Raw genomic sequence first — 16,576 nt, 5'->3', positions numbered from 1 at the left:
ATGAGCGACCTGGTCGACGCCCTGCTCATCGGCGTCAAGTCCGGCCTGGGGTTCCAGGCCATCTTCTTCGCGCTGCTCGCCATCGGCATCAACGTGCACTTCGGCTACACCGGCCTGCTCAACTTCGGGCAGATCGCGTTCGCCATGCTCGGCGGGTTCGGCATCGCCATCTCCGTCAGCCAGTGGGGCCTGCCCTTCTGGGTGGGCGTGCTGGTCGGCATCGCCGCGGCCGTCGTCCTCGCGCTCCTGCTGGGTCTGCCGACCCTGCGGCTGCGGGCGGACTACCTCGCCATCGTCACGATCGCCACGGCCGAGGGGCTGCGCCTGCTCTTCCGGTCGGTGTCGGCCACACCCGTCACCAACGGCACCCGTGGCCTGTCGGCGTTCAACCAGAGCTTCATCGCCCTCGCCCCCTGGGACACCCAGACCCGCTACCGGATCCTGGGCACCTCCTGGAGCGGCGGCGAGCTCTGGGTGGCCCTGGTCGGCTGGGTCATCGTGGCGCTGGCCTGCCTGCTGGTCTGGGCGCTCATGCGCAGCCCCTGGGGCCGCGTGCTCAAGGCCATCCGCGAGGACGAGGACGCCGTGCGCGCCCTGGGCAAGAACGTCTACAACTACAAGATGCAGGCGCTGGTCCTCGGTGCGGTCTTCGGTGCGCTCGGCGGCATGGTCTACGCCGTCGGCACCGGCTCGGCCATCCCCGACCAGTACCAGAACGCGAACACCTTCCTCGCCTACGCCGCCCTCATCCTGGGTGGTGCGGCGCGGGTGCTCGGCCCGGTCGTCGGGTCGATCATCCTGCTGTTCATCCTGCAGTTCGCCGACACCTTCCTGCGGGCACTGATCAGCAACGGCGTCATCCCCGACGCCCTGCTGTCCTCCACCGACGTGGCCCAGATCCGTTTCGTGCTGGTCGGCATCGGGCTGATGCTCCTGCTGGTCTTCCGGCCGCAGGGCATCTTCGGTGACCGACGAGAGGTGATGCTCGATGCCCGCTGACCCCACCACCGGCGCGACCGCCGCGTCCTCGGCGGGCCACCAGGCCCCGCCGGCCCGGCTGGCGCAGAAGGCGCTGGCCGACCTGCCGTGGGAGGTCGGCGTCGCCAAGCCCGACCCGGCGATGGTCGTGGACAAGGTCACCCGCACCTTCGGCGGCCTCACCGCGGTCTCGGTGGACCACCTGGAGATCCAGCGCGGTGGCATCACCGGCCTGATCGGCCCCAACGGCGCCGGCAAGACCACGCTGTTCAACCTGCTCACCGGGTTCGACCAGCCCAACACCGGCACCTGGACCTTCGACGGCACCTCGCTCGGCCGGATGTCCCCGCACCAGGTGGCCCGGCTCGGCGTGGTGCGCACCTTCCAGCTGACCAAGGCGCTGTCCCGGCTCACCGTGCTGCAGAACATGCTGCTCGGCGCGCAGGGCCAGTCCGGTGAGTCCTTCCTCAAGGCCCTGGTGCCCGGCACCTGGCGGGCGCAGGAGAAGGCCAACACCGAGAAGGCGATGGACCTGCTCCGGCGGTTCAAGCTCGACGCCAAGAAGGACGACTTCGCCGGCATCCTCTCCGGCGGCCAGCGCAAGCTGCTGGAGATGGCCCGCGCGCTCATGAGCGACCCCAAGGTCGTCATGCTCGACGAGCCGATGGCCGGGGTGAACCCGGCGCTGACCCAGTCGCTGCTCGGGCACGTCAAGGACCTCCGCGAGGAGGGCATGACCGTCGTCTTCGTCGAGCACGACATGGACGTCGTCCGGGACATCAGCGACTGGGTGGTCGTCATGGCCGCCGGCAAGGTCATCGCCGAGGGCCCGCCGGAGTCCATCTCCCAGAACAAGGCCGTCGTGGACGCCTACCTCGGCGCCCACCACGACGCGCCGCTGACCAACGAGGAGGAGGACCGCGTGCTGGCCGAGGCCGAGGCCGCGATCGCCCGCGAGGAGGGTGTCGCCCCCGGCGGCACCACCGACCCCTCCTCCTCCGGGACCATCTCCAGCGAGAAGGACAAGCCATGAGCGACCCGTTGTTCGAGGTCGACGAGACCGGCGAGGACCTCACCCGCGCCGACACCGCGGCCAGCAGCGAGCTCTCGCCCGCCGAGAAGGCCGCCACCCGCGAGGAGCACGTCAAGCTCGCCGAGGGTGCGCTGGTGCGCGCTGACGACCTCGTCGCCGGCTACGTGCCGGGGGTGAACATCCTGCGGGGCTGCGACTTCTACCTGCAGGACGGCGAGCTGGTCGGCATCATCGGCCCGAACGGCGCCGGCAAGTCGACCCTGCTCAAGACGCTGTTCGGGCTCATCCCGGTCCGGTCGGGGTCGGTGACGCTGCGCGGGGAGAACATCACCTCGGCGCCGGCGCACAAGCTGGTGCAGCTGGGCGTGGGCTACGTGCCGCAGAACAACAACGTGTTCCCCTCGCTGACCATCGCCGAGAACATGCAGATGGGCGTCTACCTGCGGCCCAAGACGTTCAAGGAGCGGTTCGACTACGTCATCGACCTGTTCCCGCTGCTGGGCGAGCGGCGCAACGGCAAGGCCGGTGCGCTGTCCGGCGGTGAGCGCCAGATGGTGGCCATGGGCCGGGCGCTGATGATGGACCCGTCGGTGCTGCTGCTCGACGAGCCGTCGGCCGGCCTCTCGCCCGCCTACCAGGACGAGGTCTTCATCCGCTGCCGGCGGATCAACGCCACCGGGGTCTCGATCATCATGGTCGAGCAGAACGCCCGGCGGTGCCTGCAGATCTGCGACCGCGGCTACGTCCTCGACCAGGGCCGCAACGCCTACACCGACAAGGGCAAGGCGCTGATGAACGACCCCAAGGTCGTCGAGCTCTACCTGGGCACCCTCGCCAAGGCCCAGTAACCCCCGCACGGCACCGGTGCCGGTCGTCCCCTGCGCGGGACGGCCGGCACCGTGCTGTCATGGGTCGTGCCCGACTCCCCCGCCGCGCCCCCGGCCCCGCGCCCCGACCCCAGCCGGTGACCCGGGAGCAGCTGCTGGCCCGCTACCGGGAGCTCGTGCTGCACCGGCTGCCCGACCGCGCCCGCGCCGAGGGCTGGGTCGTCACCGCCGACCACTGCTTCGGCCGGATCGTGCTCGACCACGCCGTGGCCGGTCGCTGGTACGACGTGCTGGACCGCCGCCGCTCCCCCGCCTTCGCCCAGCTGGACGACGACCGGCTGGCCGCCGCGGTCGCCCTGGCCGAGCGCATCGACGCCGAGGGCGACCCGCTGCTGCGCCGGCTGGACGCGCAGAGCCTCGCCTGGCGCGGCAAGCCGGCCACGGGCGGCCGGTGAGCACCCTCGCGGTCGTGCACCTGGCGCTGGTCGCCGCCTACGCCGGGTTCCAGTGGACCGTGCGCGTGGTGGTCTACCCGCAGATGGCCGGGGTCGTCGACGGGTTCGCCGCCTACGAGCGGGCCCACCAGCGGCGGATCAGCCGGGTGGTGGGCCCGCTGTTCGCCGGGCAGGGCGTCACCACCGTCTGGCTGCTGGTGCTCGCCGTCCGCGGCTCCGCCCCCGTGGTCCCGGTGCTGGCCGGCGCGGCCTGCCTGGCCGTCGTCCTCGGCGCCACGTGGCTGGGCGCGGTGCCCCTGCACCGGGTGCTGGACCGCGGGTGGGACGCCGCGGCGCACCGTCGGCTGCTGCGGGTGGACACGGTGCGCGCCGTGGCCGCCACCGCCGGGCTGGGCGCGGCGGTCTGGCTGGTGCTGGCCTGAGACGCAGAACGGCCCGGCTCCCTCGCGGGGGCCGGGCCGTTCCGTGCTGGCTACGTCAGCGCTGCGGGCCGATGCCCTGGGCGTTGAGCGCCTGGATGATCCGCGAGGACTCCTCGAAGCCGATCACCACGATGGCGTCGGGGTTGAAGTCCACCATCCGCTGCACCTCGGAGTCGAAGTTCGCGGCCTGCGGGTCGTAGGTGATCGACTGGACGCTGTCCTCGGACAGACCGTCGCTGATCAGGTTGTTGCGGGTGTTCTCGGCCAGGCCGGTGCCGTACGGGTCGTTGATCGCGAGGATCCCGACCGTGTTGTTGCCGTCGGCGCCGATCAGGTCGGCCAGCGCACGGGCCTGCAGCGTGTCCGGGGGCGCGGTGCGGAAGTACAGCCCCTGGTCGTTGTAGGTGGTGAACTGGTCGGAGGTGTTGGCCGGGGAGAACTCCAGCACACCGGCGCCGGTGATGGCGTCGATGACGGTGAGGCTCACGCCCGAGGACGCCGCACCGATGATGGCGTTGACGTTGGACTGCAGGAGGCGGTCCACGGTCTGGGTGGCGGTGTCGGTCGAGGCGTCACCGGAGTCACCCTCGACGAGCTGGACCGGGGAGCCGAAGACGCCGCCGGCGGCGTTGATGTCGTTGATCGCCAGCTGGACGCCGGCGACCTCCGGCGGGCCGAGGAAGGCCAGGTTGCCGGTCAGCGGCAGCAGGGTGCCGATGGTCAGCGTCTGGCCGGTGGTCCCGGGCGCGGCGTAGGCCGGGCCCTCGTCGGTGGTGGCGTTGGCCTCGTCACCGGCGATGACGAACTCGGTCAGGCTGTCGTCGAGCTGGTTGTCCTCGCCGAACTGCAGCAGGCCGAAGGACGCCTCGGCCGGCTCACCGGCGTCGGTGAAGCTCAGCGGGCCGGTGATGCCGTCGTAGTCGACGTTCCCACCGGAGTTGATGATGTCCAGGCAGCCCTGGAAGTCGGAGCACTTGTCCCCGCCGACGGTGATGCCGTTGACGTAGGGCCCGAACACGGTGGCCTGGTTGCTGCCCGCCGCCTGCGCCGCGAGCGCGGTGATGACGACGGCGTCGTAGGACTCACCGGCGTAGTTGTAGTCCTGCAGGTTCGGGTCGACCTCGAGCAGACGGTTCTTGAAGTCGTCGCCCAGCTCGGTGAGGGGCGTGGTGCCCTTCATGCCGGCCAGGGCGCCCTCCTCGGTGAAGTCCTCACCCAGGGCGTTGCCCATGTTGCCGTCGGTGCCGTAGACGTTGACCTGCTTGCTGCCGCCGTCCCCGCCGCCGGTGGCCGCGGCGTCGTCGCTGTCGCTGCCGCCGCCACAGGCGGTCGCAGCGAGCAGGACGGCACCGGACACGGCGACGGCGCGGGCGAAGGTGCCAGTGCGCATCAAGTGACTCCCAGTGTGGTGGTTCTTCCCTCCGCCGGGCCGACCCGGGCGCCGTAGCACCCGGACCTGTCCGGTCAGTGGCAGGAACCTAACCGCGAACCGGGAGCGGATCGGCAGTTCCGGTCGCACCGTGATCCGCTTGTGACCTCGGCAACCCGCAGGACACACGCCTGCCCCACCACCCCCACCCGGGCGCAGCCGGGCGCACCCGGGTGGATGCGGGTCAGGAGGTGGCGGCCTCCGCCGGGCCGGCCTCGCCGGCGAGCACCAGCTGCGCCAGGGCCTTCATCGACGTCCGCTCGTTCATCGCCGTGCGCTGGATCCACCGGAAGGCCTCGGCCTCGGTGATGCCCCGGTCGGCCATCAGCTTGCCCTTGGCCTGCTCGACGACCTTGCGCGCCTCGAGCCGCTCCTTGAGGTCGCCCACCTCGGCGTCCAGGGCCGCCATCTCCTGGAAGCGGCCCACGGCCACCTCGATCGCCGGCACCAGGTCGGCCTTGGAGAACGGCTTGACCAGGTAGGCCATCGCGCCGGCGTCGCGCGCCCGCTCCACCAGCTCGCGCTGGGAGAAGGCGGTCAGCACGATGACCGGGGCGATGCGGGCCGCGGCGATCTGCTCGGCGGCGCTCAGCCCGTCGAGCACCGGCATCTGCACGTCGAGCACGACGAGGTCGGGGCGCAGCTCGCGCGCGGAGTCGACCGCGGCCTGGCCGTCGCCCACCTCGCCGACGACGACGTACCCCTCCTCCTCGAGCATCTCCTTGAGGTCGAGGCGGATGAGGGCCTCGTCCTCGGCGATGAGGACCCGGGTCGGCTGCGTGCTCACGGGTCTCACCCTATCGAGGCCGACCGGTCACCGCGCCGTAGTCTCGGCGTCGCACGTCCCTGCTGAGGCCCCCGTACCCCAACTGGCAGAGGGAGCGGATTCAAAACCCGCACAGTGTCCGTTCGAATCGGACCGGGGGCACGTGAGCGGCCACATGACACCTGAGGAGTTCCGCCGGTTCGGGCACGAGGTGGTCGACTGGGCCGCCGACCACATGGCCCGGGTGGAGTCGCTGCCCGTGCGGTCCCGGGTGGCGCCCGGCGACGTGCGCTCGGCGCTGCCGGCGTCCGCCCCCGAACAGGGCGAGGGCATCGCCGCCGTGCTCGCCGACCTGGAGCGGGTCGTCGTCCCCGGGCTGACGCACTGGCAGCACCCGGGCTTCTACGGCTACTTCCCCGCCAACACCTCCGGCCCGTCGGTGCTGGGCGACCTGGTCAGCTCGGTGCTGGGCGTGCAGGGCATGTCCTGGATCACCAGCCCGGCCTGCACCGAGCTCGAGCAGCACGTCATGGACTGGTTCGTGGAGCTGCTGGGCCTGCCCGAGGCCTTCACGCACGGCAGCACCGGCGGCGGCGTCGTGCAGGACTCCAGCTCCGGGGCCAACCTGGTCGCCCTGCTGGCCGCGCTGCACCGGGCCACCGGCGGGCGCACCGTGCGCAGCGGCGTCGAGCCGGGTGCGATGACCGTCTACGTCTCGGCCCAGACGCACTCCAGCATGGAGAAGGCCGCCCGCATCGCGGGCCTGGGCACCGACGCCGTCCGGGTCGTGCCCGTCGACGGCGACCTGGCCATGCGGCCCGCGGAGCTGGCCCGCAAGCTCGACTCCGACGTCGCCCGCGGGTTCACCCCCGTGCTGGTCTGCGCCACCGTCGGCACCACGTCCACCGGAGCCTTCGACCCGCTGGCCGCCCTGGGTCCGGTCTGCCGCGACCGCGGGGTCTGGCTGCACGTGGACGCCGCCTGGGCCGGCGTGGCCGCCGTCGCCCCGGAGCTGCGCCACCTGCAGGAGGGCGTCGAGTGGGCCGACAGCTACACCACCGACGCGCACAAGTGGCTGCTCACCGGTTTCGACGCCACCCTCTTCTTCACCGCCGACCGGGCCGCGCTCACCGGCGCGCTGGCGATCCTGCCCGAGTACCTGCGCAACCCGGCCACCGACAGCGGTGCCGTCGTGGACTACCGCGACTGGCAGATCGAGCTCGGCCGCCGGTTCCGGGCGCTCAAGCTGTGGTTCGTGCTGCGCTGGTACGGCGCCGAGGGCCTGCGCGAGCACGTCCGGGCGCACGTGGCGCTGGCCCAGCAGCTGGCCGGCTGGGCCGCCGCCGACGACCGCTTCGACGTGGTCGCACCGCACCCGCTGTCGCTGGTCTGCCTCAAGCCCCGCTGGGCCCGCGGGGTGGACGCCGACGTCGCCACCATGACCCTGCTCGAGCGGTTGGTCGACGGCGGCGAGGTCTTCCTGACCCACACCACGATCTCCGGCGAGGTGGTGCTGCGGGTGTCCATCGGCGCCCCGGCCACCGAGCTGCGGCACGTGGAGCGGCTGTGGGAGCTGCTGCGGGAGAACCACGACTGGCTGGCCGCCGACTTCGCCGAGGCCGCCGCGGAGCAGCAGGCGGCGGCCGAGCAGGAGCGGGCCGCCCGGCTGGAGCGCGAGCGCGCCGCCGAGTCGGAGCGGGCCGCGGAGGCCGAGCGCGCCGCGGCGGCCGCCGAGGAGCCCCAGCCGGTCGAGCACCAGACCGTCGTGGAGGTCGACCCGGCCGCCGCGGAGCAGCCCGCGGAGCAGCCCTCTGAGCAGCCCGCGGCGGGGTCAGCCCCGCAGTGACCGGATGAGACCCTCCTGGGCCACGGTCGCCACGTGCGTGCCGTCCTGGGCCCAGATCTGGCCCAGGCACATGGCCCGCCCGGCCACCGCGGCCGGGCTGTCGGTCTCGTAGAGGAACCACTCGTCGGCCCGGACCGGGCGGTGGAACCAGACCGCGTGGTCCAGGCTGGCGCCCACGGTCTCCCCGCTCCACCCGCCGCCGACCCGGGCGAGCCCGGCCGACAGCAGGGTGAGGTCGGAGACGAAGGTGAGCGCGGCGGCGTGCACGCCCTCGTCGTCGGGCAGCCGGCCGGCGACCCGGAACCACCCGCGGCTCTGCGTGTGCGGCGCCACCTTGGGGGTCGGGTCGAACGGGTCCTCGAGGTAGCGCTGCTCCACCGCGACCGCCAGCGCGCGGGCACCGGTGGCGCGGCCGGGGTGGGCCGCGGCGACCTCGTCGATGCCCGGCAGGCCCTCGGGCCCGGGGACCTGCGGCATGGCCAGCGAGTGCTCGACGACCGCCGCCTCGCCCGCGGTGAAGTCCGCGGTCAGCGCGAAGATCGCGACGTCCTCGCCCTTGCGGGTCTGCCGGGCCAGCACCCGGCGGGTGCTGAAGCTGCGCCCTTCCCGGATCCGGTCGACCTCGAAGCGGATCTCGGTGTGCGGGTCGCCCGGGCGCAGGAAGTAGGAGTGCAGCGAGTGCACCCCGCGACCCGCCGGGACCGTGCGGGTGGCGGCGGTCAGCGACTGCGCCGCCACCTGGCCGCCGAAGATGCGCTGCAGCGGCGTCTCCGGCGTCCAGCCCACGAACAGGTCCGGTGCCCGCTCCTCCAGCGACAGCACGTCCATCAGCGCCGCCGCGTGCGACTCAGGCATGCGTGCCGATCTCGTGCACCCGGATCAGGTTCGTCGAGCCCTGCACGTTGGGCGGGGAACCGGCGACGACGACCACCCGGTCGCCCTCCTTGAGCCGGCCGATCGACATGAGCGAGAAGTCCACCTGCCCGACCATGTCGTCGGTGTGCCCGACCTGCGGCACGAGGAAGGTCTCCACGCCCCAGGACAGCGCCATGCGGCTGCGCACCCGGGGGTCGGTGGTGAAGGCCAGGATCGGCAGGCGGGTGTGCAGGGCGGCCAGCCGGCGCACCGTGTCGCCGGTGAGGGTGAAGGCGGCCAGCGCGTCGACGTCGAGGGCCTCGCCGATCTCGCGGGCGGCGCGCACGATCGCCCCGGAGCGGGACCGGGACTGGCGCACCAGCGCCGGCACCCGCACCGCGTCGGTCTCGACCGCGTCGATGATCCGCTCCATCGTGCGCACCGCGGCGATGGGGAACTTCCCGACCGAGGTCTCCCCCGACAGCATCACCGCGTCGGCGCCGTCGAGGACGGCGTTGGCGACGTCGGAGGCCTCGGCGCGGGTGGGCCGCGAGGAGGTGATCATCGACTCGAGCATCTGGGTGGCCACGATGACCGGCTTGTTGCGCTCGCGGGCGGCCTGCACGGCGCGCTTCTGCACCAGCGGCACCTGCTCCAGCGGCAGCTCCACGCCCAGGTCGCCGCGGGCGACCATGACGCCGTCGAAGGCCTCGACGATCGCCTCGAGGTTCTCCACCGCCTCGGGCTTCTCCAGCTTGGCGATGACGGGGACCTCGACGTCCTCCTGGCGCATGATCTCGCGCACCAGCTCGACGTCCTCGGCGCGGCGCACGAACGACAGGGCCACGAAGTCCACCGACAGGCTCAGCGCGAACCGCAGGTCGGCGGCGTCCTTCTCGCTCAGCGCGGGGACGCTGACGGCGACGCCGGGCAGCGAGAGGCCCTTGTTGTTGCTGACCACACCGCCCTCGAGGACCAGGCACCACACGTCGGGCCCGTCGACCTCGACGCAGGTCAGCGCCAGGTTGCCGTCGTCGACGAGCAGCCGGTCGCCGACGCGGACGTCGTTGGCCAGGTTCTTGTAGGTGGTGCCGACCCGCTCGGCGGTGCCCTCGACGTCCTCGACGGTGATGCAGACCCGCGACCCGGTCTCCCAGGTCACCGGGCCGTCCTTGAACCGGCCGAGACGGATCTTGGGGCCCTGCAGGTCGGCCAGCACGGCGACGGCGTGGCCGACGCGGTCGGAGGCCTGGCGGACCAGGTGGTAGTTGCGCTCGTGGTCGGCGTGCTCGCCGTGGCTGAAGTTCAGCCGGGCGACGTCCATCCCGGACTCGACGAGGGCGGTGATCTGCTCGGCGGACCCGACCGCGGGTCCCAGTGTGCAGACGATCTTGGCGCGACGGCTCATGCCCGCCACGCTAGTGCAAGCGGACCCGTCCCCCGGACGCCGGGCGACCGGCGTCCGGGGGTGTCGAGCAGGACGTCTCGGACGTCTTGGTGCAGGTCAGCGCAGCGCGACGGCCGTCGGGGTGATCGGCCGGGGCAGCAGCGAGGAGCCGGTCAGCCAGGTGTCGACGGCACCGGCGGCGGCCCGGCCCTCGGCGATCGCCCAGACGATCAGCGACTGGCCGCGACCCATGTCACCGGCGACGAACACGCCCGGGACGGTGGACATGAACTCCGCGTCCCGGACCACGTTGCCGCGCCCGTCGACCTCGACGCCGAGGCCCTCGACCAGGCCCTCCTTCTGCGCGCCGGTGAAGCCCATGGCCAGGAAGACCAGGTCGGCGGGGAGCTCGCGCTCGGTGCCCTCGACCTTGGTGAACTTCCCGTCGACCATCTCCACGTCGTGCACCAGCACGGCCTTGACGTGGCCGTGGCCGTCGTCGAGGAAGCGCTCGGTGTTGACCGCGTAGACCCGGTCCCCGCCCTCCTCGTGCGCCGAGGACACCCGCATGATCATCGGGTAGGTCGGCCACGGGTTCTTCGCGCCGCGGGAGGTGGGGGGCTCGGGCATGATCTCCAGCTGCGCGACCGAGGCCGCGCCCTGCCGGTGCGAGGTGCCCAGGCAGTCGGCGCCGGTGTCGCCGCCGCCGATGATCACCACGTGCTTGCCGGCGGCGTTGATCGGCGGGTCGTCGAGCTGGCCCAGGCCCTGCCGGTTGCCGTAGGGCAGGAACTCCATGGCCAGGTGGATGCCCTCGAGCTCCCGGCCAGGGGCGGGCAGGTCGCGGCCGACGGTCGCGCCACCGGAGAGGACGACGGCGTCGAACTCCTCGCGCAGCTGCTCGACCGACAGGTCCGAGCCCGGGGCGCCGACCTCGACGCCGGTGACGAACCGGGTGCCCTCGGCGCGCATCTGGTCCAGCCGCCGGTCCAGGTGGCGCTTCTCCATCTTGAACTCGGGGATGCCGTAGCGCATGAGCCCGCCGATGGCGTCGGCGCGCTCGTACACGGTCACCTCGTGGCCGGCCCGGGTCAGCTGCTGGGCGGCGGCCAGCCCGGCGGGGCCGGAGCCGACGACGGCGACCTTCTTGCCGGTGCGCTCGGCCGGCGGCTGCGGCACGACCCAGCCCTCGGCGAAGGCGCGGTCGATGATCTCGACCTCGACCTGCTTGATGGTCACCGGCGCCTCGGTCAGGTTGAGCACGCACGACCCCTCGCAGGGCGCCGGGCACAGCCGCCCGGTGAACTCCGGGAAGTTGTTCGTGGCGTGCAGCCGCTCGATCGCCTCGCGCCAGTCGTCCCGGCGCACCAGGTCGTTCCACTCGGGGATGAGGTTCCCCAGCGGGCAGCCGTGGTGGCAGAACGGGATGCCGCAGTCCATGCAGCGCGCCGCCTGGGTGCGCAGCGCCGCGGTGGAGAAGGCCTCCTCGCCGCCGGCCTGGCGCTCGAGGTAGACCTCCTTCCAGTCGCGGATGCGGACGTCGACCGGCCGCCGCGGCGGGGTGGCCCGCTCGTACTTCAGGAACCCGGTGCTGTCAGCCACGTGCCGCCTCCATCACAGCTCGATCCACGTCGTACCCGGCGGCCTCGGCGGCCCGGCGGGCCTCGACGGCGCGGCGGTAGTCCCGCGGCATGATCACGCTGAACCGCTCGGACCAGCGGCCCCAGTCGGCCAGCAGCGAGGCGGCCACGGTCGAGCCGGTCTCCTCGCGGTAGCGGGTGAGCACCTCGCGCAGCCAGGTGGAGTCCTCGCCCGACAGCGACTCGACGTCGACCATCTCGCCGTTGACCCGGTGGGTGGCCAGGTCGAGCACGTAGGCGATGCCGCCGCTCATGCCCGCGGCCACGTTGCGCCCGGTCTCGCCGAGGATGACCGCACGCCCGCCGGTCATGTACTCGCAGGCGTGGTCGCCGACGCCCTCGACGACGGCCAGCGCACCGGAGTTGCGCACGCAGAACCGCTCGCCGACCCGCCCGCGCAGGAAGATCTCCCCACCGGTGGCGCCGTAGCCGATCACGTTGCCGGCGATGACGGCGTCCTCGGCGGCGAAGCTGGCCGCGGGGTCGGGGCGCACGACGATGCGCCCGCCGGACAGGCCCTTGCCGACGTAGTCGTTGGCGTCGCCGAGCAGCCGCATGGTGATGCCGCGCGGCACGAAGGCGCCGAAGGACTGCCCGGCCGACCCCTCGAAGGTGAGGTCGATCGTGCCGTCGGGCAGGCCCTGACCGCCGAAGCGGCGGGTGACCATCGCGCCGAGCATCGTGCCGACGGTGCGGTTCACGTTGCGCACCGGCAGCTGCAGGCTCACCGGGCGGGCGTCGAGCAGCGCGCCCTCGCACAGCTGGATCAGCGTCTGGTCCAGCGCGACGTCCAGGCCGTGGTCCTGGCCGCGCACCCGGCGGCGCGGGGCGCCCTCGGGGAGCTCGGGCAGGGCCAGCACCGGCGCGAGGTCGAGCCCGGCGGCCTTCCAGTGGTCGACCGCGGCGCGGGTCTCGAGCACCTCGACCTGGCCGACGGCCTCCTCGATCGAGCGGAAGCCCAGCTGCGCGAGCAGCTCGCGCACCTGCTCGGCCAGGAACTCGAAGAAGGTGACGACGAACTCCGGCTGCCCGGTGAACCGCTTGCGCAGCTCCGGGTTCTGGGTGGCGACGCCGACCGGGCAGGTGTCCAGGTGGCAGACGCGCATCATCACGCAGCCGCTGACCACCAGGGGCGCGGTGGCGAAGCCGAACTCCTCACCGCCCAGCAGCGCGGCGATGACGACGTCCCGGCCGGTCTTCATCTGGCCGTCGACCTGCACGGTGATGCGGTCGCGCAGCCCGTTGACCAGCAGCGTCTGCTGGGTCTCGGCCAGCCCGAGCTCCCACGGGGACCCGGCGTGCTTGAGCGAGGTCAGCGGTGCGGCACCGGTGCCGCCGTCGTGCCCGGAGATCAGGACGACGTCCGCGTGCGCCTTGGAGACACCCGCCGCGACCGTGCCCACGCCGACCTCGGACACCAGCTTGACGTGGACGCGCGCCTCGTCGTTGGCGTTCTTCAGGTCGTGGATGAGCTGCTTGAGGTCCTCGATCGAGTAGATGTCGTGGTGCGGCGGCGGGGAGATCAGGCCGACGCCCGGGGTGGAGTGCCGGGTCCGGGCCACCCACGGGTAGACCTTCGAGCCGGGCAGCTGGCCGCCCTCGCCGGGCTTGGCGCCCTGGGCCATCTTGATCTGGATGTCGTCGGCGTTGACCAGGTACTCGCTGGTCACGCCGAACCGGCCGCTGGCCACCTGCTTGATCGCCGAGCGGCGCAGGTCGCCGTTCTCGTCGGGGGTGAAGCGGTCGGGGTCCTCGCCGCCCTCGCCGGTGTTGGACTTGCCGCCGAGACGGTTCATCGCGATGGCGAGGGTCTGGTGCGCCTCCTGCGAGATGGAGCCGTAGCTCATCGCGCCGGTGGAGAACCGCTTGACGATCTCGCTGACCGGCTCGACCTCCTCGATCGGCACCGGCGGGCGGACACCCTCCTTGAAGGTGAACAGACCGCGCAGGGTCGAGGCGTCACGGGAGAGCTGGTCGACCGCGTCGGTGTACTTCTGGAACACGTCGTACTGCCGCGACCGGGTCGCGTGCTGCAGCAGGAACACCGTCTCGGGGTTGAACAGGTGGATCTCGCCCTCGCGGCGCCACTGGTACTCACCGCCCACGGTGAGCTTGCGGTGCGCGACCTCGGTCGGGTTGGCCGGGTAGGCGCGGCGGTGGCGCATGGCCACCTCCTCGGCCAGCACGTCCAGCCCGACGCCGCCCAGGGTCGACGACGTCCCGGTGAAGTACTTCTCCACGACGTCGTGCGAGAGCCCGACGGCCTCGAAGATCTGCGCCATCGTGTACGAGCCGACGGTGCTGATGCCCATCTTGCTCATGACCTTCAGGACGCCCTTGCCCATGGCCTTGACCACGTTGCGCACGGCCTGGGCCGGCTGCACGCCGGTGAGCAGGCCGTCGCGGATGAGGTCCTCGACGCTCTCGAAGGCCAGGTAGGGGTTGACCGCGGCGGCGCCGTAGCCCAGCAGCAGCGCGACGTGGTGCACCTCGCGGCAGTCGCCGGACTCCACGACCAGCCCGACCTCCATCCGGGTGCGCTCGCGCACCAGGTGGTGGTGGACCGCGGCGGTCATCAGCAGCGACGGGATCGGGGCGCGCTTCTCGTCGCAGTCGCGGTCGGAGAGCACGATGACCCGCGCGCCGGCCGCGATGGCCTTGCTGACCTTGGTCTGCAGGTCGGCGATCGCCTGCTCCAGGGCCGCGCCGCCGCCGTCGACGTCGAAGTGGCCGGTGATCCGGACGGCGGCGAAACCGGGCAGGTCGCCGTCGTCGTCGATGTGCAGGATCTTGGCCAGCTCGTCGTTGTCGATGACCGGGAAGGGCAGCACGACCTGCCGGCAGGACGCCGGGGTCGGCTGCAGCAGGTTCTGCTCCGGCCCGAAGGTGCGGCCCAGGCTGGTCACCAGCTCCTCGCGGATGGCGTCCAGCGGCGGGTTGGTCACCTGGGCGAACAGCTGGCCGAAGTAGTCGTAGAGCAGCCGCGACCGGTCGCTCAGCGCGGCGACGGGGGTGTCGGTGCCCATCGAGCCGATCGGCTCGGCACCGCTGGCGGCCATCGGCTGCAGCAGCACCCGCAGCTGCTCCTCGGTGTAGCCGAACAGCAGCTGGCGGCGGACCACGGACTCGTGGCTGGGCCGGGAGCGGCGGCGCTCGGGCAGCGAGGGCAGGTGGATGAGACCGGCGTGCAGCCAGTCGTCGTAGGGGTGCTCGGCGGCCAGGGCGCCCTTGACCTCGTCGTCGGGGACCAGCCGGCCCTGCGCGGTGTCCAGCAGGAACATCCGGCCGGGCTTGAGGCGGCCCTTGGCCACGACGTCGGAGGCGGGGATGTCCAGCACACCGACCTCGGAGGCCAGGACGACGACGTCGTCCTTGGTCCGCCACCAGCGACCCGGGCGCAGGCCGTTGCGGTCCAGGACCGCACCGATGAGCGTGCCGTCGGTGAAGCAGACGCAGGCCGGGCCGTCCCACGGCTCCATGACCGCGGAGTGGAACCGGTAGAACGCGCGGCGGGCGGCGTCCATCTCGGCGTGGTTCTCCCACGCCTCGGGGATCATCATCAGCACCGCGTGCGGCAGCGAGCGGCCCGACAGGTGCAGCAGCTCGAGCACCTCGTCGAAGGTGGCCGAGTCGCTGAAGTCGGCGGCGGTGACCGGGAAGATGCGCTCCAGGCCGAGCTCGGTGGCCGGGCCGGCCGGGCCGTCGAACAGGTCGGTGGCCAGCTTGGCCTCGCGGGCCCGCATGCGGTTGCGGTTGCCCTTGATGGTGTTGATCTCGCCGTTGTGCGCGATGGCGCGGAACGGGTGCGCCAGCGGCCAGCTCGGGAAGGTGTTGGTGGAGAACCGGCTGTGCACCAGCGCGATGGCCGAGCTGTACCGCTCGTCGGTCAGGTCGGGGAAGAACGCGGGCAGCTGGTCGGTGGTCAGCATGCCCTTGTAGGTGAGGGTGCGCGAGGACAGCGAGGCGAAGTACAGCGAGCTGCCCGCCTCCTCGGCGGCGCGCTCGGCCCGCTTGCGCAGCACGAAGGCGCGCCGCTCCAGCCGGGTGACGCCGTTGGGGGCCTGCCGGCCGCCGAAGGCGGTCTCGTCGGCGCGGGCGGCGGTGGCCTCGGCGACGAAGACCTGGGCGAAGTGCGGCATGACCGCCAGCGCCGTGGGGCCGATGTCGGCACCCTCGGGGTCGACGGGCAGCTCGCGCCAGCCGAGGACGACCAGGCCCTCCTCGGCGGCGATGCGGGCGACGTCGGCGACCCGCTCGGCGCGCTGGGCCTCGTCGCGGGGCAGGAAGCCCACGCCGACGGCGTACTCCCCCAGCGGCGGCAGGTCGAAGTCGGTGACCGCGCGCAGCAGCACGTCGGGGACCTGGGTGAGGATGCCCGCGCCGTCGCCGGAGTTCGGCTCGGAGCCGGCCGCACCGCGGTGGTCGAGGTTGTGCAGGGCGGTGAGACCCATCGCCACGATCGACCGGCTGCGGCGACCCTGCGCGTCGGCCACGAAGGCCACGCCGCAGGCGTCGTGCTCGTTGGCCGGGTCGTAGAGACCGCTGGCCGCCGGGACGGCGGAGAAGGGCACCCGGGTGGCGCTGGGCGCGACGGCCGGAGTCGGGGTCGGCTCGGTGGAGGTGGACATGTCACTCCCGTCGACGGCGGGTCCCTCGGCGTCCGGGTGGCCGGATCGTCCGCGGGGGGCCTGGTGGGGCCCGGCCGGGTGGTCAGGGGCGGGCAGGGGACTGGCTCACCGGGTGGTTCGGTGGGTCGACGACTGGGCTGGGTGGCCGGACCGCCGGGGTGCCGCACGGCCCGGGGGCCGCTCGGGGGCTGTCGTGGCGCGGGGCGTCGCTGGCCCGGTTCCGACGTTCGTCGGCCGCCCGGGATCGCCGGGTGGCTGCGCGCCGAGAGTACACAGAACCGACACCCCGGCGACATGCTCGCCGGAGGTG

Annotated in this window: 12 protein-coding genes and 1 tRNA gene; 7 read left to right on the top strand and 6 right to left on the bottom strand. The window is 72.7% G+C overall.

Annotated features, from left to right (window positions below):
* From BLT39_RS14410 to BLT39_RS14390, 5 genes are read left to right on the top strand one after another with little or no spacing between them, the layout of a single operon-like run.
* Complete coding sequence (locus BLT39_RS14410; RefSeq protein ID WP_091064465.1) at positions 1-999, top strand: branched-chain amino acid ABC transporter permease; 999 nt, start codon at positions 1-3, stop codon at positions 997-999.
* A complete protein-coding gene (locus tag BLT39_RS14405) occupies positions 989-2,011 on the top strand; it encodes an ABC transporter ATP-binding protein (RefSeq protein WP_091064462.1) in 1,023 nt (340 codons plus the stop codon). Before BLT39_RS14410 ends, BLT39_RS14405 begins: the two co-directional genes overlap by 11 nt.
* On the top strand, positions 2,008-2,859 hold the full coding sequence (locus BLT39_RS14400; protein ID WP_207507974.1) for an ABC transporter ATP-binding protein: 852 nt from the start codon (positions 2,008-2,010) through the stop codon (positions 2,857-2,859). Before BLT39_RS14405 ends, BLT39_RS14400 begins: the two co-directional genes overlap by 4 nt.
* A 59-nt stretch (positions 2,860-2,918) precedes the next feature.
* Positions 2,919-3,293 (top strand): hypothetical protein, encoded by a 375-nt coding sequence (locus tag BLT39_RS14395; RefSeq protein WP_242658414.1) that lies wholly within the window; start codon positions 2,919-2,921, stop codon positions 3,291-3,293.
* Positions 3,290-3,715 (top strand): DUF1772 domain-containing protein, encoded by a 426-nt coding sequence (locus BLT39_RS14390; protein ID WP_091064457.1) that lies wholly within the window; start codon positions 3,290-3,292, stop codon positions 3,713-3,715. Before BLT39_RS14395 ends, BLT39_RS14390 begins: the two co-directional genes overlap by 4 nt.
* Positions 3,716-3,770: 55 nt before the next feature.
* Here the strand turns inward: BLT39_RS14390 and BLT39_RS14385 are convergent, their stop codons facing one another.
* Positions 3,771-5,105: an ABC transporter substrate-binding protein gene (locus BLT39_RS14385; protein ID WP_091064454.1), complete on the bottom strand. Its 1,335-nt coding sequence runs from the start codon at positions 5,103-5,105 to the stop codon at positions 3,771-3,773.
* A gap of 223 nt (positions 5,106-5,328) precedes the next feature.
* Positions 5,329-5,931: an ANTAR domain-containing response regulator gene (locus BLT39_RS14380; RefSeq protein ID WP_091064451.1), complete on the bottom strand. Its 603-nt coding sequence runs from the start codon at positions 5,929-5,931 to the stop codon at positions 5,329-5,331.
* A 67-nt stretch (positions 5,932-5,998) separates the two neighbouring features.
* Here BLT39_RS14380 and BLT39_RS14375 point away from each other — a divergent pair.
* Both BLT39_RS14375 and BLT39_RS14370 read left to right on the top strand, forming a co-directional pair.
* Positions 5,999-6,072, top strand: a tRNA-Leu gene (locus BLT39_RS14375).
* Positions 6,073-6,085: 13 nt separating this feature from the next.
* Positions 6,086-7,756: a pyridoxal phosphate-dependent decarboxylase family protein gene (locus BLT39_RS14370; protein ID WP_091064448.1), complete on the top strand. Its 1,671-nt coding sequence runs from the start codon at positions 6,086-6,088 to the stop codon at positions 7,754-7,756.
* Here the strand turns inward: BLT39_RS14370 and BLT39_RS14365 are convergent.
* The 4 genes from BLT39_RS14365 to gltB form a co-directional block, all read right to left on the bottom strand.
* Positions 7,742-8,611, bottom strand: a complete 870-nt coding sequence (locus BLT39_RS14365; protein ID WP_091064445.1) for an acyl-CoA thioesterase — start codon at positions 8,609-8,611, stop codon at positions 7,742-7,744. The two genes, BLT39_RS14370 and BLT39_RS14365, sit on opposite strands and share 15 nt — an antisense overlap.
* Positions 8,604-10,019, bottom strand: coding sequence for a pyruvate kinase (gene pyk / locus BLT39_RS14360; protein WP_091064442.1), 1,416 nt, complete (start codon positions 10,017-10,019; stop codon positions 8,604-8,606). Before pyk ends, BLT39_RS14365 begins: the two co-directional genes overlap by 8 nt.
* A gap of 96 nt (positions 10,020-10,115) precedes the next feature.
* A complete protein-coding gene (locus BLT39_RS14355) occupies positions 10,116-11,600 on the bottom strand; it encodes a glutamate synthase subunit beta (protein ID WP_091064440.1) in 1,485 nt (494 codons plus the stop codon).
* Positions 11,593-16,266, bottom strand: a complete 4,674-nt coding sequence (gltB, locus tag BLT39_RS14350) for a glutamate synthase large subunit (protein ID WP_242658413.1) — start codon at positions 16,264-16,266, stop codon at positions 11,593-11,595. Before gltB ends, BLT39_RS14355 begins: the two co-directional genes overlap by 8 nt.
* Between the last annotated feature and the right edge of the window lie 310 nt (positions 16,267-16,576).

Origin of the sequence: Klenkia brasiliensis (assembly GCF_900100695.1) — a bacterium.
GTDB classification, from domain to species: domain Bacteria; phylum Actinomycetota; class Actinomycetes; order Mycobacteriales; family Geodermatophilaceae; genus Klenkia; species Klenkia brasiliensis.
Note: the sequence above shows the minus strand (reverse complement) of the source record. Positions and strands in the feature narration are given on the sequence as shown.